The sequence below is a fragment of the Escherichia sp. E2661 genome, from assembly GCF_004745185.1.
GTDB lineage: Bacteria > Pseudomonadota > Gammaproteobacteria > Enterobacterales > Enterobacteriaceae > Escherichia.
This window is the reverse complement of the sequence record NZ_PDIG01000001.1, coordinates 157,135-177,826: the sequence shown is the minus strand read 5'-3', so window position 1 is coordinate 177,826 and position 20,692 is coordinate 157,135. Positions and strand designations below refer to the sequence as shown.

At 51.4% G+C, this 20,692-nt stretch carries 18 protein-coding genes and 5 pseudogenes; 22 read left to right on the top strand and 1 reads right to left on the bottom strand.

Going from position 1 to position 20,692, the window contains the following annotated elements; translation table 11 throughout:
- Positions 1-311: 311 nt before the first annotated feature.
- A pseudogene (gene rluC, locus CRI63_RS00995) lies at positions 312-1,274 on the top strand (23S rRNA pseudouridine(955/2504/2580) synthase RluC).
- Between the two features lie 111 nt (positions 1,275-1,385).
- Here the strand turns inward: rluC and yceF are convergent.
- Entirely contained in the window at positions 1,386-1,970 is a 585-nt protein-coding gene (yceF, locus tag CRI63_RS00990; RefSeq protein WP_135518205.1) for a 7-methyl-GTP pyrophosphatase, read from the bottom strand.
- 198 nt (positions 1,971-2,168) lie between these two features.
- On the opposite strand from yceF, the gene yceD reads away from it, so the two are divergent.
- The 21 genes and pseudogenes from yceD (at position 2,169) to ndh (ending at position 20,678) form a co-directional block, all read left to right on the top strand.
- Positions 2,169-2,690, top strand: a complete 522-nt coding sequence (gene yceD / locus CRI63_RS00985) for a 23S rRNA accumulation protein YceD (protein ID WP_001174481.1) — start codon at positions 2,169-2,171, stop codon at positions 2,688-2,690.
- Between the two features lie 51 nt (positions 2,691-2,741).
- On the top strand, positions 2,742-2,915 hold the full coding sequence (rpmF, locus tag CRI63_RS00980; RefSeq protein WP_000290727.1) for a 50S ribosomal protein L32: 174 nt from the start codon (positions 2,742-2,744) through the stop codon (positions 2,913-2,915).
- A gap of 80 nt (positions 2,916-2,995) precedes the next feature.
- Complete coding sequence (gene plsX, locus CRI63_RS00975) at positions 2,996-4,066, top strand: phosphate acyltransferase PlsX (protein ID WP_074399521.1); 1,071 nt, start codon at positions 2,996-2,998, stop codon at positions 4,064-4,066.
- 67 nt (positions 4,067-4,133) lie between these two features.
- Positions 4,134-5,086 (top strand): annotated as a pseudogene (fabH, locus tag CRI63_RS00970) (beta-ketoacyl-ACP synthase III).
- Positions 5,087-5,101: 15 nt separating this feature from the next.
- Positions 5,102-6,031 (top strand): ACP S-malonyltransferase, encoded by a 930-nt coding sequence (gene fabD / locus CRI63_RS00965; protein WP_130215900.1) that lies wholly within the window; start codon positions 5,102-5,104, stop codon positions 6,029-6,031.
- Positions 6,032-6,043: 12 nt separating this feature from the next.
- Positions 6,044-6,778 (top strand): 3-oxoacyl-ACP reductase FabG, encoded by a 735-nt coding sequence (gene fabG / locus CRI63_RS00960; protein WP_001008542.1) that lies wholly within the window; start codon positions 6,044-6,046, stop codon positions 6,776-6,778.
- A 210-nt stretch (positions 6,779-6,988) separates the two neighbouring features.
- A complete protein-coding gene (acpP, locus tag CRI63_RS00955) occupies positions 6,989-7,225 on the top strand; it encodes an acyl carrier protein (protein ID WP_000103754.1) in 237 nt (78 codons plus the stop codon).
- A gap of 89 nt (positions 7,226-7,314) precedes the next feature.
- Positions 7,315-8,556 carry a beta-ketoacyl-ACP synthase II gene (gene fabF, locus CRI63_RS00950; protein ID WP_130205545.1) on the top strand — a complete coding sequence of 414 codons (1,242 nt, stop codon included), beginning with the start codon at positions 7,315-7,317 and terminating at the stop codon, positions 8,554-8,556.
- A 120-nt stretch (positions 8,557-8,676) separates the two neighbouring features.
- The gene (gene pabC / locus CRI63_RS00945; protein WP_135384669.1) at positions 8,677-9,486 is read left to right on the top strand and encodes an aminodeoxychorismate lyase; all 810 of its coding nucleotides are present in this window, start codon (positions 8,677-8,679) and stop codon (positions 9,484-9,486) included.
- Between the two features lie 2 nt (positions 9,487-9,488).
- Positions 9,489-10,511: a cell division protein YceG gene (gene yceG, locus CRI63_RS00940; protein ID WP_064528577.1), complete on the top strand. Its 1,023-nt coding sequence runs from the start codon at positions 9,489-9,491 to the stop codon at positions 10,509-10,511.
- On the top strand, positions 10,501-11,142 hold the full coding sequence (gene tmk / locus CRI63_RS00935) for a dTMP kinase (RefSeq protein ID WP_130205551.1): 642 nt from the start codon (positions 10,501-10,503) through the stop codon (positions 11,140-11,142). The genes yceG and tmk overlap by 11 nt, the downstream gene beginning before the upstream one ends.
- A pseudogene (gene holB / locus CRI63_RS00930) lies at positions 11,139-12,143 on the top strand (DNA polymerase III subunit delta'). Before tmk ends, holB begins: the two are co-directional and overlap by 4 nt.
- A gap of 10 nt (positions 12,144-12,153) precedes the next feature.
- On the top strand, positions 12,154-12,951 hold the full coding sequence (locus tag CRI63_RS00925; protein WP_130205555.1) for a metal-dependent hydrolase: 798 nt from the start codon (positions 12,154-12,156) through the stop codon (positions 12,949-12,951).
- A gap of 294 nt (positions 12,952-13,245) precedes the next feature.
- Complete coding sequence (ptsG, locus tag CRI63_RS00920) at positions 13,246-14,679, top strand: PTS glucose transporter subunit IIBC (RefSeq protein WP_000475698.1); 1,434 nt, start codon at positions 13,246-13,248, stop codon at positions 14,677-14,679.
- A 499-nt stretch (positions 14,680-15,178) separates the two neighbouring features.
- Positions 15,179-15,538 (top strand): purine nucleoside phosphoramidase, encoded by a 360-nt coding sequence (gene hinT, locus CRI63_RS00915; protein WP_054445830.1) that lies wholly within the window; start codon positions 15,179-15,181, stop codon positions 15,536-15,538.
- 2 nt (positions 15,539-15,540) lie between these two features.
- Positions 15,541-15,918, top strand: coding sequence for a YcfL family protein (locus CRI63_RS00910; protein WP_130205557.1), 378 nt, complete (start codon positions 15,541-15,543; stop codon positions 15,916-15,918).
- 13 nt (positions 15,919-15,931) lie between these two features.
- Positions 15,932-16,573, top strand: a complete 642-nt coding sequence (lpoB, locus tag CRI63_RS00905; protein WP_130205559.1) for a penicillin-binding protein activator LpoB — start codon at positions 15,932-15,934, stop codon at positions 16,571-16,573.
- The gene (gene thiK / locus CRI63_RS00900) at positions 16,554-17,378 is read left to right on the top strand and encodes a thiamine kinase (protein ID WP_135518203.1); all 825 of its coding nucleotides are present in this window, start codon (positions 16,554-16,556) and stop codon (positions 17,376-17,378) included. The genes lpoB and thiK overlap by 20 nt, the downstream gene beginning before the upstream one ends.
- Positions 17,379-17,388: 10 nt before the next feature.
- Positions 17,389-18,414, top strand: a complete 1,026-nt coding sequence (nagZ, locus tag CRI63_RS00895) for a beta-N-acetylhexosaminidase (protein WP_130222875.1) — start codon at positions 17,389-17,391, stop codon at positions 18,412-18,414.
- Between the two features lie 22 nt (positions 18,415-18,436).
- Positions 18,437-18,978, top strand: a pseudogene (ycfP, locus tag CRI63_RS00890) (alpha/beta hydrolase YcfP).
- A 394-nt stretch (positions 18,979-19,372) separates the two neighbouring features.
- Positions 19,373-20,678: pseudogene (ndh, locus tag CRI63_RS00885) on the top strand (NADH-quinone dehydrogenase).
- Positions 20,679-20,692 lie beyond the last annotated feature (14 nt).

Genomic DNA, 20,692 nt, shown 5'->3' with positions numbered 1-20,692 from the left:
AAGATCAATACGTCTTACGCCATTGCTGCGTTGATGATCGGTCGGGCAAAATGGGTTATTCCGTAAAATTTCTTGTTTTAACAAGGTTGGACACGGAAACGTTCTCATTATTCCATTGCAAGCCTTGTTATAGCAAGATGACTTTTACCATTTATCACCCACTTACTCACAGTTTTTTCACTTCTTGCTGGCGATTGGTTTAATAACCACCAATTAGGTGATCACCCTGCGAAGTAATAAGGTGCAAAACTAAATATAAGCATAGAAAAATGAGTGGCGCGAATCCTGCTGGCTATTTAGAATCGCCCACCATGAAAACAGAGACTCCATCCGTAAAAATCGTTGCTATCACTGCTGACGAAGCAGGGCAACGTATCGATAATTTTTTGCGTACCCAACTGAAAGGCGTACCAAAAAGTATGATCTACCGTATTTTGCGTAAAGGTGAAGTACGGGTGAACAAAAAAACGTATTAAACCTGAATATAAACTCGAAGCTGGCGATGAAGTGCGTATTCCGCCAGTTCGCGTTGCCGAACGGGAAGAAAATGCGGTGTCGCCACATCTGCAAAAAAGTGGCGGCGCTGGCGGATGTCATCTTATATGAAGATGAGCATATTCTGGTGCTGAATAAACCGTCCGGCACGGCGGTACATGGCGGCAGTGGTTTAAGTTTCGGCGTTATTGAAGGTTTGCGGGCGTTGCGCCCTGAAGCGCGGTTCCTCGAACTGGTGCATCGACTCGACAGGGACACTTCAGGCGTGCTGCTGGTGGCGAAAAAAACGCTCGGCGTTACGTTCGCTGCATGAGCAGTTACGTGAAAAAGGCATGCAGAAAGATTACCTGGCGCTGGTGCGCGGCCAGTGGCAGTCACACGTGAAGAGTGTACAAGCGCCGTTATTGAAGAATATTTTGCAAAGCGGTGAGCGCATTGTGCGTGTGAGTCAGGAAGGTAAACCATCCGAAACGCGTTTTAAAGTGGAGGAACGCTATGCGTTTGCCACCCTGGTGCGTTGTAGCCCGGTTACCGGACGTACTCATCAGATCCGTGTGCATACTCAGTATGCCGGTCATCCGATAGCGTTTGACGATCGTTACGGCGACCGTGAATTCGATAAACAACTAACTGAATCGGGAACGGGGTTAAATCGTTTGTTCCTGCATGCGGCGGCGTTGAAGTTTACGCATCCGGGGACCGGTGAGGTGATGCGTATTGAAGCGCCAATGGATGATGGTTTGAAGCGTTGTTTGCAGAAACTGCGTAACACGCGTTAATGCGAGCATATAAACCTGGTAGTCGGCGGTAGGCCTGATAAGGCGTTTACGCCGCATCAGGCAGTCAGCACCAATTGCCGGATGCGGCGTAAACGCGTCCGGCCCATAAAATTATCCCATCAGCGGGTTTTGCCCTTCCCGGCGCAACATCTGACAGAGCGCAATAAGCGGCAAACCAACCAGCGTGTTAGGGTCACGCCCCTCTAAGCGCTCAAACAGCGTAATACCAAACCCTTCACTCTTAAAGCTGCCTGCGCAGTGCAGGGGATGTTCTTTACGCACGTAATTATCAATCTCCGCCTCGCTCAGGTGACGGAAATGGACGTCAAAAGGTTCAACTTCTGTTTGCAGATGCCCATTCGCCGAATTAAACAGCGCCAGCCCGGTATAGAAGGTGACAATATTGCCACTGGCTTTACGTAATTGCAGACGGGCATTTTCTTCCGTTAACGGTTTGCCAGTGATTTCACCGTCCAGTACACACACCTGATCAGAACCAATAATTAAATGATCCGGATAACGTGACGCCAGGGATTGCGCTTTTTCCTGCGCCAGTCGAAGCACCAACTGGCGCGGTGATTCTTCGCTGTGCGGGGTTTCGTCGACCTCCGGCGCGGCACATTCGAAAGAGATTTGCAGTTTTTCCAGTAGGACGCGGCGCCAGGGCGATGTGGAGGCTAAAATAAGTTTAGGCATATTTTTTTCCATCAGATATAGCGTATTGATGATAGCCATTTTAAACTATGCGCTTCGTTTTGCAGGTTGATGTTCGTTGTCAGCACTGAACGAAAATAAAGCAGTAACCCGCAATGTGTGCGAATTATTGGCAAAAGGCAACCACAGGCTGCCTTTTTCTTTGACTCTATGACGTTACAAAGTTAATATGCGCGCCCTATGCAAAAGGTAAAATTACCCCTGACTCTCGATCCGGTTCGTACGGCTCAAAAACGCCTTGATTACCAGGGTATTTATACTCCTGATCAGGTTGAGCGCGTCGCCGAATCTGTGGTCAGTGTGGACAGTGATGTGGAATGCTCCATGTCGTTCGCTATCGATAACCAACGTCTCGCGGTGTTAAACGGCGATGCGAAGGTGACGGTAACGCTCGAGTGTCAGCGTTGCGGGAAGCCGTTTACTCATCAGGTCTACACAACGTATTGTTTTAGTCCTGTGCGTTCAGACGAACAGGCTGAAGCACTGCCGGAAGCGTATGAACCGATTGAGGTTAACGAATTCGGTGAAATCGATCTGCTTGCAATGGTTGAAGATGAAATCATCCTCGCCTTGCCGGTAGTTCCGGTGCATGATTCTGAACACTGTGAAGTGTCCGAAGCGGACATGGTCTTTGGTGAACTGCCTGAAGAAGCGCAAAAGCCAAACCCATTTGCCGTATTAGCCAGCTTAAAGCGTAAGTAATTGGTGCTCCCCGTTGGATCGGGGATAAACCGTAATTGAGGAGTAAGGTCCATGGCCGTACAACAGAATAAACCAACCCGTTCCAAACGTGGCATGCGTCGTTCCCATGACGCGCTGACCGCAGTCACCAGCCTGTCTGTAGACAAAACTTCTGGTGAAAAACACCTGCGTCACCACATCACTGCCGACGGTTACTACCGCGGCCGCAAGGTCATCGCTAAGTAATCACGCGTCTGCGTGATGAAGCTTAGTGAGGATTTTCCCCAGGCAACTGGGGAAAGACCAAACCGGGCGGCGACGATACCTTGACACGTCTAACCCTGGCGTTAGATGTCATGGGAGGGGATTTCGGTCCTTCCGTGACAGTGCCTGCAGCTTTGCAGGCACTGAATTCTAATTCGCAACTCACTCTTCTTTTAGTCGGTAATCCCGACGCCATCACGCCATTACTTGCTAAAGCTGACTTTGAACAACGTTCGCGTCTGCAGATTATCCCTGCGCAGTCAGTTATCGCCAGTGATGCCCGGCCTTCGCAAGCTATTCGCGCCAGTCGTGGTAGCTCAATGCGCGTGGCGCTGGAGTTGGTTAAAGAAGGTAGAGCACAAGCCTGCGTCAGCGCCGGTAATACCGGAGCGTTGATGGGACTGGCAAAATTATTACTCAAGCCCCTTGAGGGGATTGAGCGTCCTGCGTTGGTGACGGTGCTGCCGCATCAGCAAAAGGGCAAAACGGTGGTCCTTGATTTAGGGGCCAACGTCGATTGTGATAGCACAATGTTGGTGCAATTCGCCATTATGGGCTCTGTTTTGGCTGAAGAGGTGGTGGAAATTCCCAACCCTCGCGTGGCGTTGCTCAATATTGGTGAAGAAGAAGTGAAGGGTCTTGACAGCATTCAGGATGCCTCAGCTGTGCTGAAAACAATCCCTTCTATTAATTACATCGGCTATCTTGAAGCCAATGAGTTATTAACTGGCAAGACAGATGTGCTGGTCTGTGACGGCTTTACAGGAAATGTCACATTAAAGACGATGGAAGGTGTTGTCAGGATGTTCCTTTCTCTGCTGAAATCTCAGGGTGAAGGAAAAAAACGGTCGTGGTGGCTACTGTTATTAAAGCGTTGGCTACAAAAGAGCCTGACGAGGCGATTCAGTCACCTCAACCCCGACCAGTATAACGGCGCCTGTCTGTTAGGATTGCGCGGCACGGTGATAAAAAGTCATGGTGCGGCCAATCAGCGAGCTTTTGCGGTCGCGATTGAACAGGCAGTGCAGGCGGTGCAGCGACAAGTTCCTCAGCGAATTGCCGCTCGCCTGAAATCTGTATACCCAGCTGGTTTTGAGCTGCTGGACGATGGCAAAAGCGGAACTCTGCGGTAGCAGGACGCTGCCAGCGAACTCGCAGTTTGCAAGTGACGGTATATAACCGAAAAGTGACTGAGCGTACATGTATACGAAGATTATTGGTACTGGCAGCTATCTGCCCGAACAAGTGCGGACAAACGCCGATCTGGAAAAAATGGTGGATACTTCTGACGAGTGGATTGTTACTCGTACCGGTATTCGCGAACGCCATATTGCTGCGCCAAACGAAACCGTTTCAACCATGGGTTTGAAGCGGCAACGCGTGCAATTGAAATGGCAGGCATCGATAAAGACCAGATTGGCCTGATTGTTGTGGCAACGACTTCTGCCACCCACGCCTTCCCGAGCGCAGCATGTCAGATCCAAAGCATGCTGGGCATCAAAGGCTGCCCGGCGTTTGACGTTGCCGCAGCCTGCGCAGGTTTCACCTATGCATTGAGCGTGGCCGATCAATACGTGAAATCTGGCGCGGTGAAGTATGCTCTGGTCGTCGGTTCCGATGTACTGGCGCGCACCTGCGATCCCACAGATCGTGGGACCATTATCATTTTTGGCGATGGCGCGGGCGCTGCGGTGTTGGCTGCCTCTGAAGAGCCGGGAATCATCTCTACCCATCTGCATGCCGACGGTAGTTATGGTGAATTGCTGACGCTGCCAAACGCCGACCGCGTGAATCCAGAGAATTCAATTCATCTGACCATGGCGGGCAACGAAGTCTTCAAAGTTGCGGTAACGGAGCTGGCGCACATCGTTGATGAGACGCTGGAAGCAAATAATCTTGACCGTTCCCAACTGGACTGGCTGGTTCCACATCAGGCGAACCTGCGTATTATCAGCGCAACGGCGAAAAAACTCGGCATGTCAATGGACAATGTCGTTGTGACGCTGGACCGTCATGGTAATACCTCTGCCGCTTCTGTACCGTGCGCGCTGGATGAAGCCGTACGCGACGGGCGTATTAAGCCAGGGCAGTTGGTTCTGCTTGAAGCCTTTGGCGGTGGATTCACCTGGGGCTCCGCGCTGGTTCGTTTCTAGGATAAGGATTTAAACATGACGCAATTTGCATTTGTGTTCCCTGGTCAGGGTTCTCAAACCGTTGGCATGCTGGCTGATATGGCGGCGAGCTATCCAATTGTCGAAGAAACCTTTGCTGAAGCTTCTGCGGCGCTGGGCTATGACCTGTGGGCGCTGACCCAGCAGGGGCCAGCCGAAGAACTGAATAAAACCTGGCAAACTCAGCCAGCACTGTTAACTGCCTCTGTTGCACTGTACCGTGTATGGCAGCAGCAGGGCGGTAAAGCACCGGCGATGATGGCCGGTCACAGCCTGGGTGAATACTCCGCGCTGGTTTGCGCTGGTGTGATTGATTTTGCTGATGCGGTACGTCTGGTTGAGATGCGCGGCAAGTTCATGCAAGAAGCCGTACCGGAAGGAACTGGCGCAATGGCGGCAATCATCGGTCTGGATGATGCGTCTATTGCGAAAGCTTGTGAAGATGCAGCAGAAGGTCAGGTCGTTTCTCCGGTAAACTTCAACTCTCCGGGCCAGGTGGTTATTGCTGGTCACAAAGAAGCGGTTGAACGTGCTGGCGCTGCCTGTAAAGCTGCGGGCGCGAAACGTGCGCTGCCGTTGCCGGTGAGCGTACCTTCTCACTGTGCGCTGATGAAACCTGCTGCCGACAAACTGGCGGTTGAATTAGCGAAAATCACCTTTAATGCGCCGACCGTTCCGGTTGTGAATAACGTTGATGTCAAATGCGAAACCAATGGCGATGCCATTCGTGATGCATTGGTACGTCAGTTGTATAACCCGGTTCAATGGACGAAATCCGTTGAATACATGGCAGCGCAAGGCGTTGAGCATCTTTATGAAGTGGGGCCGGGCAAAGTGCTTACTGGCCTGACGAAACGTATTGTCGACACCCTGACCGCCTCGGCGCTGAACGAACCTTCAGCGATGGCAGCGGCGCTCGAGCTTTAAAAGAGGAACAACATGAATTTTGAAGGAAAAATCGCACTGGTAACCGGTGCTAGCCGCGGGATTGGCCGTGCAATCGCTGAAACGCTCGCGGCTCGTGGCGCGAAAGTTATCGGTACTGCGACCAGTGAAAGCGGCGCTCAGGCGATCAGTGATTATTTAGGCGCCAACGGTAAAGGTCTGATGTTGAATGTGACCGACCCGGCATCTATCGAATCTGTTCTGGAAAAAATTCGCGCAGAATTTGGTGAAGTCGATATCCTGGTCAATAATGCCGGTATCACTCGTGATAACCTGTTAATGCGAATGAAAGATGATGAGTGGAACGATATTATCGAAACCAACCTTTCATCTGTTTTCCGTCTGTCAAAAGCGGTAATGCGCGCTATGATGAAAAAGCGTCATGGTCGTATTATCACTATCGGTTCTGTGGTTGGTACCATGGGAAATGGCGGTCAGGCCAACTACGCTGCGGCGAAAGCGGGCTTGATCGGCTTCAGTAAATCACTGGCGCGCGAAGTTGCGTCACGCGGTATTACTGTAAACGTTGTTGCTCCGGGCTTTATTGAAACGGACATGACACGTGCGCTGAGCGATGACCAGCGTGCGGGTATCCTGGCGCAGGTTCCTGCGGGTCGCCTCGGCGGCGCACAGGAAATCGCCAACGCGGTTGCATTCCTGGCATCCGACGAAGCAGCTTACATCACGGGTGAAACTTTGCATGTGAACGGCGGGATGTACATGGTCTGACCGCGATTTGCACAAAATGCTCATGTTGCGCGCAGTCTGCGTGGTTATGAGTAATAATAAGTGCAAAATGATTTGCGTTGTTGGGGGGTATGGCCTCAAAATAACGCAAAATCGTGGTAAGACCTGCCGGGATTTAGTTGCAAATTTTTCAACATTTTATACACTACGAAAACCATCGCGAAAGCGAGTTTTGATAGGAAATTTAAGAGTATGAGCACTATCGAAGAACGCGTTAAGAAAATTATCGGCGAACAGCTGGGCGTTAAGCAGGAAGAAGTTACCAACAATGCTTCTTTCGTTGAAGACCTGGGCGCGGATTCTCTTGACACCGTTGAGCTGGTAATGGCTCTGGAAGAAGAGTTTGATACTGAGATTCCGGACGAAGAAGCTGAGAAAATCACCACCGTTCAGGCTGCCATTGATTACATCAACGGCCACCAGGCGTAAGTGAACATCTCCAGGCGGTCGTTCGACCGCCTGAGTTTTTTCTTTTTTGTCCCACTAGAATCATTTTTTTCCCTCCCTGGAGGACAAACGTGTCTAAGCGTCGTGTAGTTGTGACCGGACTGGGCATGTTGTCTCCTGTCGGCAATACCGTAGAGTCTACCTGGAAAGCTCTGCTTGCCGGTCAGAGTGGCATCAGCCTAATCGACCATTTCGATACTAGCGCCTATGCAACGAAATTTGCTGGCTTAGTAAAGGATTTTAACTGTGAGGACATTATCTCGCGCAAAGAACAGCGCAAGATGGATGCCTTCATTCAATATGGAATTGTCGCTGGCGTTCAGGCCATGCAGGATTCTGGCCTTGAAATAACGGAAGAGAACGCAACCCGCATTGGTGCCGCAATTGGCTCCGGGATTGGCGGCCTCGGACTGATCGAAGAAAACCACACATCTCTGATGAACGGTGGTCCGCGTAAGATCAGCCCATTCTTCGTTCCGTCAACGATTGTGAACATGGTGGCAGGTCACCTGACTATCATGTATGGCCTGCGTGGCCCAAGCATCTCTATCGCGACCGCCTGTACTTCTGGCGTGCACAACATCGGTCAAGCTGCGCGTATTATCGCGTATGGCGATGCTGACGTGATGGTTGCAGGTGGCGCAGAGAAAGCCAGTACGCCGCTGGGCGTTGGTGGTTTTGGCGCGGCACGTGCATTATCTACCCGCAATGATAACCCGCAAGCGGCTAGCCGTCCGTGGGATAAAGAGCGTGATGGTTTCGTACTGGGCGATGGCGCCGGTATGCTGGTACTTGAAGAGTACGAACACGCGAAAAAACGCGGTGCGAAAATTTACGCTGAACTCGTCGGCTTTGGTATGAGCAGCGATGCTTACCATATGACGTCGCCGCCGGAAAACGGCGCAGGCGCAGCACTGGCAATGGCAAATGCTCTGCGTGACGCAGGAATTGAGCCTGGCCAGATTGGCTACGTGAATGCGCACGGTACTTCTACGCCAGCTGGCGATAAAGCTGAAGCGCAGGCCGTGAAAACTATCTTCGGTGAAGCTGCAAGCCGTGTGCTGGTAAGCTCCACGAAATCCATGACCGGTCACCTGTTAGGTGCAGCAGGTGCAGTAGAGTCTATCTACTCCATCCTGGCGCTGCGCGATCAGGCTGTTCCGCCGACCATCAACCTGGATAACCCGGATGAAGGTTGCGATCTGGATTTTGTGCCGCATGAAGCGCGTCAGGTCAGCGGAATGGAATACACCCTGTGTAACTCCTTCGGCTTCGGTGGCACCAATGGTTCTTTGATCTTCAAAAAGATCTAAGTCGCCATTTCCCACCTACATAAAAGGTCCGCTTGCGGGCCTTTTTTTCTTAGATTTTATTCAGACTTGTTCCGCAGTGAACATGCTGCCACACTTACAATCCTATTATAAGGAGCCGGTATGTTCTTAATTAACGGTCATAAACAGGATTCGCTGGCAGCAAGCGATCGGGCCATACAATTTGGCGATGGCTGTTTCACGACAGCCAGAATTATCGACGGTAAAGTCAGCTTATTATCCGCGCACATTACGCGACTACAGGAAGCCTGTCAGCGGTTAATGATCGTTTGTGACTTCTGGGTGCAGCTTGAGCACGAGATGGCAACTCTGGCGGCAGAGCAGCAGAATGGAGTGCTGAAAGTGGTGATCAGTCGTGGCAGTGGTGGGCGAGGTTACAGTACGTTAAACAGCGGACCGGCAACGCGCATGCTCTCAGTTACGGCTTACCCAACGCATTACGACCGCTTACGCAAAGAGGGAATGCTGCTGGCACTAAGCCCGATACGCCTGGGACGCAATCCTCATCTTGCGGGAATTAAACATCTTAATCGTCTTGAGCAAGTGTTGATTCGCTCTCATCTTGAGCAGACAAACGCCGACGAGGCGCTGGTTCTTGACAGTGAAGGGTGGGTTACGGAATGCTGTGCAGCTAATTTGTTCTGGCGTAAAGGCAACGTGGTCTACACGCCGCGTCTGGATCAGGCTGGAGTTAACGGTATTATGCGACAATTCTGTATCCGTTTACTGGCACAATCCTCCTATCAGATTGCCGAAGTGCAAGCCTCGTTGGAAGATGTGATGCAGGCAGATGAAGTGATGGTTTGTAATGCGCTGATGCCAGTTATGCCTGTGCGTGCCTGTGATGATGTCTTCTTTTCGTCAACAACGCTATATGAATATTTAGCCCCACTTTGTGAGCACCCGAATTAGTCATGAAAAAAGTGTTATTGATTATCCTGTTATTGCTGATGGTACTGGGTATCGCCGCTGGTGTGGGCGTCTGGAAGGTTCGCCATCTTGCCGACAGCAAATTACTTATTAAAGAAGAGACGATATTCACCCTGAAACCTGGAACCGGAAGAATGGCTCTCGGTGAACAATTGTATGCCGATAAAATCATCAATCGCCCCCGCGTCTTTCAGTGGTTGCTGCGTATTGAGCCGGACCTTTCCCATTTCAAAGCCGGGACTTATCGCTTTACGCCGCAGATGACCGTGCGCGAAATGTTACAGCTGCTGAAAAGCGGGAAAGAAGCGCAGTTTCCGCTACGTCTGGTAGAAGGGATGCGTCTGAGCGACTACCTCAAACAATTGCGTGAGGCACCCTATATCACGCACACGTTAAGCGACGATAAATACGCTACCGTGGCGCAGGCCCTGGAACTTGAAAATCCAGAGTGGATTGAGGGCTGGTTTTGGCCAGACACCTGGATGTATACCGCTAATACCACTGATGTCGCGTTACTCAAACGAGCGCACAAGAAAATGGTGAAAGCGGTCGATAGCGCCTGGGATGGGCGAGCGGATGGTCTGCCGTATAAAGATAAAAACCAGTTGGTAACGATGGCGTCGATAATCGAAAAAGAAACCGCCGTTGCCAGCGAGCGCGATCAGGTTGCCTCAGTATTTATCAACCGTTTACGTATCGGCATGCGCCTGCAAACCGACCCGACGGTGATTTACGGGATGGGAGAGCGTTATAATGGCAAACTTTCTCGTGCAGATCTGGAAACGCCGACAGCGTATAACACCTACACCATTACTGGTCTGCCGCCAGGCGCGATTGCTACGCCGGGGGCGGATTCGCTGAAGGCTGCTGCGCATCCGGCGAAAACGCCGTATCTCTATTTTGTGGCCGATGGTAAAGGCGGTCACACGTTTAATACCAATCTTGCCAGTCATAACAAGTCTGTGCAGGATTACCTGAAAGTGCTTAAGGAAAAAAATGCGCAGTAAGTATATCGTCATTGAAGGGCTGGAAGGCGCAGGCAAAACCACCGCGCGAAACGTGGTGGTTGAGACGCTTGAGCAACTGGGGATCCGCGACATGGTTTTCACTCGAGAACCCGGCGGTACGCAGCTGGCGGAAAAATTAAGAAGCCTGGTGCTGGATATCAAATCGGTAGGCGATGAAGTCATTACCGATAAAGCCGAAGTACTGATGTTTTATGCCGCGCGCGTTCAGTTGGTGGAAACTGTCATCAAACCGGCGCTGGCGAAAGGCACCTGGGTGATTGGCGATCGGCACGATCTCTCCACTCAGGCGTATCAGGGCGGCGGTCGTGGCATTGACCAGCATATGCTGGCAACGCTGCGTGATGCTGTTCTGGGGGATTTTCGTCCTGACTTGACGCTTTATCTTGATGTGACCCCAGAAGTGGGGTTAAAACGCGCCCGTGCGCGTGGCGAACTGGATCGCATTGAGCAAGAGTCATTCGATTTCTTTAATCGTACTCGCGCCCGCTATCTTGAACTGGCGGCACAGGATAAAAGCATTTACACCATTGATGCCACTCAGCCACTGGAATCAGTGATGGAGGCGATTCGCACCACCGTGACTCACTGGGTTAAGGAACATAACGCATGAGATGGTATCCGTGGTTAAGACCCGATTTCGAGAAACTGGTAGCCAACTATCAGGCCGGAAGGGGTCACCATGCGCTACTCATTCAGGCGTTACCTGGCATGGGCGATGACGCCTTAATCTACGCTTTAAGCCGTTATCTCCTGTGCCAACAACCAGGAGGGGCATAAAAGCTGCGGCCACTGTCGTGGATGTCAGTTGATGCAGGCGGGAACGCATCCCGACTATTACACACTTGCTCCCGAAAAAGGGAAGAACGCGCTGGGCATTGATGCGGTGCGTGAAGTCACTGAAAAACTGAATGAACACGCGCGTTTAGGCGGTGCTAAAGTTGTCTGGATAACCGATGCCGCCTTGCTGACCGACGCTGCGGCGAACGCTTTGCTAAAAACACTCGAAGAGCCGCCGGCAGAAACCTGGTTTTTCCTTGCTACCCGGGAGCCTGAACGTTTACTGGCGACATTACGTAGTCGTTGTCGGCTACATTACCTCGCACCACCGCCAGAACAGTACGCCGTGATCTGGCTTTCACGTGAAGTGACAATGTCACAGGACGCGTTACTTGCCGCACTGCGCTTAAGCGCCGGTTCGCCTGGCGCGGCGTTGGCGTTGTTTCAGGGAGATACCTGGCAGGCCCGCGAAACACTTTGCCTGGCGTTGGCTCACAGTGTGCAATCTGGCGACTGGTATTCCCTGTTGCCGACACTTAATCATGAACAAGCTCCGGCGCGTCTGCACTGGCTGGCAACCCTGATGATGGACGCTCTCAAGCGCAAGTATGGCGCTTCGCAGGTTACCAATGTTGATGTGCCGGGCGTTGTTGCTGCGCTGGCAAACCAGCTTTCTCCCGCGCGCTGCAGGCTATACTGGGGGATGTTTGTCACACCCGTGAGCAGTTAATTTCTGTCACTGGCGTAAACCGCGAGCTTCTCATCACCGATCTTTTACTGCGTATTGAGCATTACCTGCAACCGGGCGTTGTGCTACCGGTTCCTCATCTTTAAGAGAGACATCATGTTTTTAGTCGACTCACACTGCCATCTCGATGGTCTGGATTATGAATCTTTGCATAAGGACGTGGATGACGTTCTGGCAAAAGCCGCTGCGCGCGATGTGAAATTTTGTCTGGCGGTTGCCACGACATTACCGGGTTATCTGCATATGCGGGATCTGGTAGGCGAACGTGACAACGTCGTATTTTCTTGCGGCGTGCATCCGCTCAACCAGAACGATCCCTATGATGTGGAAGATTTACGCCGCCTGGCGGCGGAAGAGGGCGTTGTTGCCCTTGGGGAAACCGGGCTGGATTATTATTACACGCCGGAAACTAAAGTGCGTCAGCAAGAGTCTTTCATCCACCATATCCAGATTGGTCGTGAACTGAACAAGCCGGTTATTGTCCATACGCGTGACGCCCGCGCCGATACGCTGGCAATTCTGCGCGAAGAAAAGGTGACGGATTGCGGTGGCGTACTACACTGTTTTACAGAGGACAGAGAAACGGCAGGCAAATTACTGGATCTTGGATTTTACATCTCCTTCTCCGGCATTGTGACCTTCCGTAATGCAGAACAACTACGTGATGCCGCGCGTTATGTGCCGCTCGACCGGTTACTGGTCGAAACTGACGCGCCTTATCTGGCACCTGTGCCGCATCGAGGAAAAGAGAATCAACCTGCAATGGTTCGTGATGTTGCTGAATACATGGCTGTGTTGAAAGGTGTTGCCGTTGAAGAGCTGGCGCAGGTAACCACCGATAACTTCGCCCGTCTGTTTCACATCGACGCTTCCCGCCTTCAATCCATCCGTTAAATGAATTTATTTTAAGGCTCGTAATTAATTACTAAAACGAGTAAAGTTCACCGCCGCAAATTGGGCGGTGAATAACCATGTTTGATGCATTATGGCATTTATTTTGTCAATACGTGCAACTTCGCTAAAGCTCCGAAGTTGAAACGTGATAGCCGTCAAACAAATCGGTAATGAATTATTTTACTCTGTGTAATAAATAAAGGGCGCTTAGACGCCCTGTACACGGCAAGGTTCTCCCCCCCTTGCCACGCGTGAGAACGTTAAAAGCACCCATACTCAGGAGCACTCTCAATTATGTTTAAGAATGCATTTGCTAACCTGCAAAAGGTCGGTAAATCGCTGATGCTGCCGGTATCCGTACTGCCTATCGCAGGTATTCTGCTTGGCGTCGGTTCCGCGAATTTCAGCTGGCTGCCCGCCGTTGTATCGCATGTTATGGCAGAAGCGGGCGGTTCCGTTTTTGCAAACATGCCACTGATTTTTGCAATTGGTGTCGCCCTCGGCTTTACCAATAACGATGGCGTATCCGCGCTGGCCGCAGTTGTTGCCTATGGCATCATGGTAAAAACCATGGCCGTGGTTGCGCCGCTGGTACTGCATTTACCTGCTGAAGAAATCGCCGCTAAACACCTGGCGGATACGGGCGTACTCGGGGGGATCATCTCCGGTGCGATCGCAGCGTACATGTTTAACCGTTTCTACCGTATTAAGCTGCCTGAGTATCTTGGCTTCTTTGCCGGTAAACGCTTTGTGCCGATCATTTCTGGCCTGGCTGCCATCTTTACTGGCGTTGTGCTGTCCTTTATTTGGCCGCCAATTGGTTCCGCCATTCAGACCTTCTCCCAGTGGGCTGCTTACCAGAACCCGGTAGTTGCGTTTGGCATTTACGGCTTCATCGAACGCTGCCTGGTACCGTTTGGTCTGCACCACATCTGGAACGTACCTTTCCAGATGCAGATCGGTGAATACACCAACGCCGCAGGTCAGGTATTCCACGGTGACATTCCGCGTTATATGGCGGGTGACCCGACTGCGGGTAAACTGTCTGGCGGCTTCCTGTTCAAAATGTACGGTCTGCCGGCTGCCGCGATTGCTATCTGGCACTCTGCTAAACCAGAAAACCGCGCTAAAGTGGGCGGTATCATGATTTCCGCGGCGTTGACCTCGTTCCTGACCGGTATTACCGAGCCAATCGAGTTCTCCTTCATGTTCGTTGCGCCGATCCTGTACATCATCCACGCGATTCTGGCAGGTCTGGCATTCCCGATCTGTATCCTGCTGGGTATGCGCGATGGTACATCGTTCTCGCACGGTCTGATCGACTTCATCGTCCTGTCTGGTAACAGCAGCAAGCTGTGGCTGTTCCCGATCGTCGGTATCGGTTATGCGATTGTTTACTACACCATCTTCCGCGTGCTGATTAAAGCTCTGGATCTGAAAACCCCGGGCCGTGAAGACGCAACTGAAGATGCGAAAGCTACCGGCACCAGCGAAATGGCACCGGCTCTGGTTGCTGCATTTGGTGGTAAAGAAAACATCACTAACCTTGACGCATGTATTACCCGTCTGCGTGTTAGCGTCGCTGATGTGTCCAAAGTGGATCAGGCTGGCCTGAAGAAACTGGGCGCAGCGGGCGTAGTGGTTGCTGGTTCCGGTGTTCAGGCGATTTTCGGTACGAAATCCGATAACCTGAAAACCGAAATGGATGAGTACATCCGCAACAACTAATCCGTAAGACGTTGGGGAGACTAAGGCAGCCGAATGGCTGCCTTTTTTACAGCCGCTAATCAGATCGGTCATCATTAAATTGCGTGTTGCGCCCGGGACGATAGTTCCTTTCACGTCGATATCGTAGGTTTTGTCGAGCAGATTATTTCCAGCAATGAGACGTTTTTGGGGTATCTGATAACAGGCGAACAGCTCCACCTGCAAATAGCAATTTTGCCCGGCAGTGGAAGGAAACTGTCAAAGCAATGCTGGTGGTAGCAGGAAGGGCCTGGTAGCCGATATCCCTGTTATTATCTAAACCAAAGAGAAAAGGTGTTTTCGGCCCATTCATAGGCAAAAATGGGAATAATGGCGATGTATACGGCAGTAAAACGATTTTTTGCTTATAAATCGTGGCTTAAGGTTGAAAGAGCAGGTTTAACTCGACCATACTCTATACTCGCAGTGTAGCGCGGCGTAGCATGGCGCAACGCATGGCAATTTGAAAAAGGAAAATGTCGTGGCAGAAGAAACTATTTTCAGCAAAATTATTCGTCGTGAGATCCCCTCCGATATCGTCTACCAGGATGAGCTGGTAACGGCGTTTCGCGATATTTCGCCGCAAGCGCCAACGCATATTCTGATCATTCCAAATATCCTTATCCCTACCGTGAACGACGTGTCTGCCGAGCATGAGCAGGCGCTGGGGCGTATGATCACCGTAGCGGCAAAAATCGCCGAGCAAGAAGGCATTGCCGAAGACGGCTATCGTTTGATCATGAATACCAACCGTCATGGCGGACAAGAGGTCTATCACATTCATATGCACCTGCTGGGTGGTCGTCCGTTGGGACCAATGCTGGCGCATAAAGGCCTGTAACGATGAGAAAAGGGTGCTTTGGACTGGCGTCTCTGGCGTTGCTATTGCTGGTCGGTTGTCGTTCACATCCGGAAATCCCGGTGAATGATGAACAGTCACTGGTGATGGAGTCATCTTTGCTGGCAGCGGGCATTAGCGCAGAAAAGCCCGTTCTTTCAACGTCTGATATTCAGCCTTCAGCATCCTCGACGCTTTATAACGAAAGGCAAGAACCCGTTACCGTTCATTATCGTTTTTACTGGTATGACGCCAGGGGGCTTGAGATGCACCCTCTGGAAACGCCGCGCAGCGTCACCATTCCCGCACGTTCAGCGGTGACTCTGTACGGCAGCGCCAATTTTCTTGGAGCGCACAAAGTCAGACTTTATCTTTATTTGTAAGGGGTGAATCTTGATGACAAAAATGAGTCGCTACGCTTTAATCACCGCGCTGGCGATGTTTCTTGCCGGGTGTGTGGGGCCACGTGAACCCGCACCGGTAGAAGAAGTAAAACCTGCGCCGGAGCAACCGGCTGAGCCGCAACAGCCAGTACCCACAGTGCCATCAGTGCCGACGATCCCGGAGCAGCCAGGGCCAATTGAGCACGAAGACCAAACCGCACCGCCTGCGCCGCATATTCGTCATTATGACTGGAATGGCGCAATGCAGCCGATGGTCGGTAAGATGCTTGGGGCCGATGGCGTGACCGCAGGCAGCGTCTTGCTGGTTGATAGCGTCAATAACCGCACCAATGGTTCTTTGAATACCGGGGAAGCGACAGAAACGCTGCGCAATGCACTGGCTAATAACGGTAAATTTACCCTCGTTTCCGCCCAGCAGCTTTCGATGGCCAAGCAGCAGTTAGGTTTGTCGCCGCAGGATAGCTTAGGCACCCGTAGTAAAGCCATTGGTATTGCTCGCAACGTGGGGGCTCATTACGTGCTGTACTCCAGCGCCTCTGGCAACGTTAACGCTCCGACCCTGCAAATGCAGTTGATGCTGGTGCAGACGGGCGAAATTATCTGGTCAGGTAAAGGTGCCGTTCAGCAACAATAATCCCATCACGCGCGACGAGTTATTGTCGCGCTATTTCCCGCAGTATCACCCCGTCGCGACGTTTAACAGTGGACTTAGCGGCGGGAGTTTTCTCATTGAACATCAGGATCAGCGTTTTGTTGTGCGTCAGACTCACGATCCTGATGCGCCGCAGTCCGTGTTTCTGCGCCAGTACCGGGCGTTATCACGATTACCGGCATACCTTGCACCAAAGCCACATCTCTATCTCCGTGGCTGGATGGTGGTCGACTATTTGCCCGGCGAGGTAAAAACGCAATTGCCGGATACCGACGAACTGGCAGGCTTGCTGTATTATCTGCATCAACAACCGCGTTTTGGCTGGCGAATAACCTTGCTGCCGTTACTGGAACGGTACTGGCAGCGAAGCGATCCGGCGCGGCGGACAGCGGGTTGGCTGCGACTATTAAAACGACTGCGCAAAATACGGGAACCACAGCCATTACGTTTAAGCCCGTTGCATATGGATGTTCATGCAGGGAACTTAGTCTATACCTCGTCAGGGCTAAAGCTCATCGACTGGGAGTATGCCGGTGATGGTGATATCGCTCTGGAACTGGCGGCGGTGTGGGTGGAAAATAGTGAGCAGCACCGGCAATTAGTTAATGACTATGCCGTGCGGGCGAATATTAATCCGGCGCATTTGTGGCATCAGGTCAGGCGCTGGTTTCCCTGGTTACTGATGCTGAAAGCAGGGTGGTTTGAGTACCGCTGGCAACAAACCGGCGATCAACAATTTATCAGGCTGGCCAATGACACCTGGCGGCAGCTATCAATAAAACAATAAGGAGAGCAGTGTGGGTCCAGTAATGTTGGATGTTGAAGGTTATGAACTGGACGCGGAAGAGCGCGAAATACTTGCGCATCCGCTGGTGGGAGGGCTGATTCTCTTTACACGTAACTATCATGATCCAGCACAGTTGCGCGAACTGGTACGCCAGATCCGCGCAGCTTCACGCAATCACCTGGTGGTGGCGGTGGATCAGGAAGGTGGACGTGTGCAGCGTTTTCGTGACGGTTTTACCCGCTTACCGGCAGCACAATCATTCGCTGCGTTGTTAGGTATGGAAGAGGGGGGCAAACTGGCGCAAGAGGCAGGTTGGCTGATGGCCAGCGAAATGATCGCTATGGATATTGATATCAGCTTTGCACCAGTGCTGGACGTAGGACATATCAGCGCGGCGATTGGTGAACGTTCTTATCATGCCGATCCAGAAAAAGCCCTCGCAATCGCCAGTCGGTTTATTGATGGGATGCATGAAGCCGGAATGAAAACCACCGGTAAACATTTTCCTGGTCACGGTGCCGTAACTGCAGATTCACACAAAGAGACGCCGTGCGACCCACGCCCGCAAGCGGAAATTCGTGCCAAAGATATGTCGGTTTTCAGTACGTTAATTCGCGAAAATAAACTCGATGCCATTATGCCCGCGCATGTGATCTACAGCGATGTTGATCCGCGTCCGGCGAGCGGTTCTCCCCACTGGCTGAAAACTGTTTTACGTCAGGAGCTGGGGTTTGACGGCGTGATTTTCTCTGACGATTTATCGATGGAAGGTGCCGCGATTATGGGCAGTTATGCCGAGCGTGGACAGGCATCACTGGATGCAGGTTGCGATATGATCCTGGTCTGCAATAATCGTAAAGGAGCCGTCAGCGTGTTAGATAATCTGTCACCGATCAAGGCAGAACGTGTTACACGTTTGTATCATAAAGGTTCATTTTCGCGACAGGAACTGATGGACTCGGCTCGCTGGAAAGAGATCAGCGCCCGTCTGAATCAGTTACATGAACGCTGGCAGGAAGAGAAGGCAGGTCATTAACCCTGGCTTATGTGAGGAAGCGATGATTATCTATTTGCACGGTTTTGACTCTAACAGTCCGGGTAACCACGAGAAAGTCTTACAATTGCAGTTTATTGACCCGGATGTACGGCTAATAAGCTACAGTACGCGGCATCCGAAACATGATATGCAGCATTTGCTCAAAGAAGTGGACAAAATGCTGCAACTGACGTCGACGAGCGCCCGCTCATTTGTGGTGTTGGTCTGGGCGGTTATTGGGCAGAGCGGATTGGTTTTCTCTGTGATATTCGCCAGGTGATCTTCAATCCCAATTTGTTCCCTTATGAGAACATGGAAGGGAAGATTGATCGCCCGGAAGAGTATGCCGATATTGCCACCAAGTGTGTGACCAACTTCCGTGAGAAGAATCGCGATCGTTGCCTGGTGATTTTGTCGCGTCACGATGAAGCGCTTAACAGTCAGCGGACATCTGAAGAGCTGCATCATTATTACGAGATTGTCTGGGACGAAGAGCAGACGCACAAATTCAAAAATATCTCTCCGCATTTGCAGCGCATTAAAGCATTCAAAACCCTCGGTTAATTGGCATCGTCGCATCAGGTAACCTTGTCGGTACCTGATGCGACCCGGATTAAGGCGTTCACGCCGCATCCGACAGCCGAGCACCAATGCCTGATGCGATGCTGCGCATCTTATCAGGCCTGGCAAACGCCCTTCATACACGCCTCACGCTATATAACCCTTCCGAATTAGCTCGAATAATAAACAATAAACTCTGTTTTTTGATCTCAACAGGTAAAGTCGCCTATCTTTTCAGCAACAAAACTTGATTAACATCAATTTTGGTATGACCAATGCACCATTCATGTTATTCTCAATAGCGAAGAACATTTTCATTGCTGTAACCTGTTGTTAATTAAGAGCTATGTTAATAACCATTAATTAACAATTGGTTAATAAATTTAAGGGGGTCACGTTGACTACGCCATTGAAAAAAAATTGTGATTGTCGGCGGCGGTGCTGGTGGGCTGGAAATGGCAACACAGCTTGGAGATAAGCTGGGGCGCAAGAAAAAAGCCAAAATTACGTTGGTCGATCGTAACCACAGTCACCTGTGGAAACCGTTGCTGCACGAAGTGGCGACCGGATCGCTCGATGAAGGCGTTGATGCGCTGAGCTATCTGGCCCATGCGCGTAATCATGGTTTCCAGTTTCAGCTGGGTTCTGTGGTTGATATCGATCGTGAAGCGAAAACAATCACCATTGCTGAACTGCGCGACGAAAAAGGTGAATTGTTAGTTCCAGAGCGGAAAATTGCTTACGACACGCTGGTGATGGCGCTGGGTAGCACCTCTAACGATTTCAACACGCCGGGCGTAAAAGAGAACTGCATTTTCCTTGATAACCCGCATCAGGCACGTCGTTTCCATCAGGAGATGCTGAATCTGTTCCTGAAGTTTTCTGCTAACCTGGGCGCCAATGGCAAAGTGAATATTGCGATTGTTGGCGGCGGCGCGACCGGCGTAGAGCTCTCTGCCGAATTGCACAATGCCGTGAAACAACTGCACAGTTACGGTTACAAAGGGCTGACCAACGAAGCCCTGAACGTTACTCTGGTGGAAGCGGGAGAGCGAATTTTGCCAGCGTTACCGCCGCGTATCTCTGCTGCGGCTCACAATGAGTTAACGAAACTGGGCGTTCGCGTGCTGACGCAAACTATGGTTACCAGTGCCGATGAAGGCGGTTTGCACACTAAAGATGGTGAATATATTCAGGCCGATCTGATGGTGTGGGCTGCCGGGATAAAGGCACCAGATTTCCTGAAAGATATTGGTGGTCTTGAAACCAACCGTATTAACCAACTGGTGGTGGAACCGACGCTGCAAACCACGCGCGATCCAGACATTTACGCTATTGGCGACTGTGCGTCATGCCCGCGTCCGGAAGGGGGCTTTGTACCGCCGCGCGCTCAGGCCGCACATCAGATGGCGACCTGCGCAATGAACAACATTCTGGCGCAGATGAACGGTAAACCGCTGAAAAATTATCAGTATAAGGATCACGGTTCGCTGGTATCGCTGTCCAACTTCTCCACCGTCGGTAGCCTGATGGGTAACCTGACGCGCGGTTCAATGATGATTGAAGGACGAATTGCGCGCTTTGTGTACATCTCGCTATACCGAATGCATCAGATTGCGCTGCATGGCTACTTTAAAACCGGATTAATGATGCTGGTGGGCAGTATCAACCGCGTTATCCGTCCGCGTTTGAAGTTGCATTAATCGGCGTACACTGG

Coding starts and splice junctions, on each gene's coding strand:
- yceF (WP_135518205.1), bottom strand. CDS start 1,970: ATGCCTAAACTTATTTTAGCCTCCACATCGCCCTGGCGCCGCGTCCTA.
- yceD (WP_001174481.1), top strand. CDS start 2,169: ATGCAAAAGGTAAAATTACCCCTGACTCTCGATCCGGTTCGTACGGCT.
- rpmF (WP_000290727.1), top strand. CDS start 2,742: ATGGCCGTACAACAGAATAAACCAACCCGTTCCAAACGTGGCATGCGT.
- fabD (WP_130215900.1), top strand. CDS start 5,102: ATGACGCAATTTGCATTTGTGTTCCCTGGTCAGGGTTCTCAAACCGTT.
- fabG (WP_001008542.1), top strand. CDS start 6,044: ATGAATTTTGAAGGAAAAATCGCACTGGTAACCGGTGCTAGCCGCGGG.
- acpP (WP_000103754.1), top strand. CDS start 6,989: ATGAGCACTATCGAAGAACGCGTTAAGAAAATTATCGGCGAACAGCTG.
- pabC (WP_135384669.1), top strand. CDS start 8,677: ATGTTCTTAATTAACGGTCATAAACAGGATTCGCTGGCAGCAAGCGAT.
- yceG (WP_064528577.1), top strand. CDS start 9,489: ATGAAAAAAGTGTTATTGATTATCCTGTTATTGCTGATGGTACTGGGT.
- tmk (WP_130205551.1), top strand. CDS start 10,501: ATGCGCAGTAAGTATATCGTCATTGAAGGGCTGGAAGGCGCAGGCAAA.
- CRI63_RS00925 (WP_130205555.1), top strand. CDS start 12,154: ATGTTTTTAGTCGACTCACACTGCCATCTCGATGGTCTGGATTATGAA.
- ptsG (WP_000475698.1), top strand. CDS start 13,246: ATGTTTAAGAATGCATTTGCTAACCTGCAAAAGGTCGGTAAATCGCTG.
- CRI63_RS00910 (WP_130205557.1), top strand. CDS start 15,541: ATGAGAAAAGGGTGCTTTGGACTGGCGTCTCTGGCGTTGCTATTGCTG.
- lpoB (WP_130205559.1), top strand. CDS start 15,932: ATGACAAAAATGAGTCGCTACGCTTTAATCACCGCGCTGGCGATGTTT.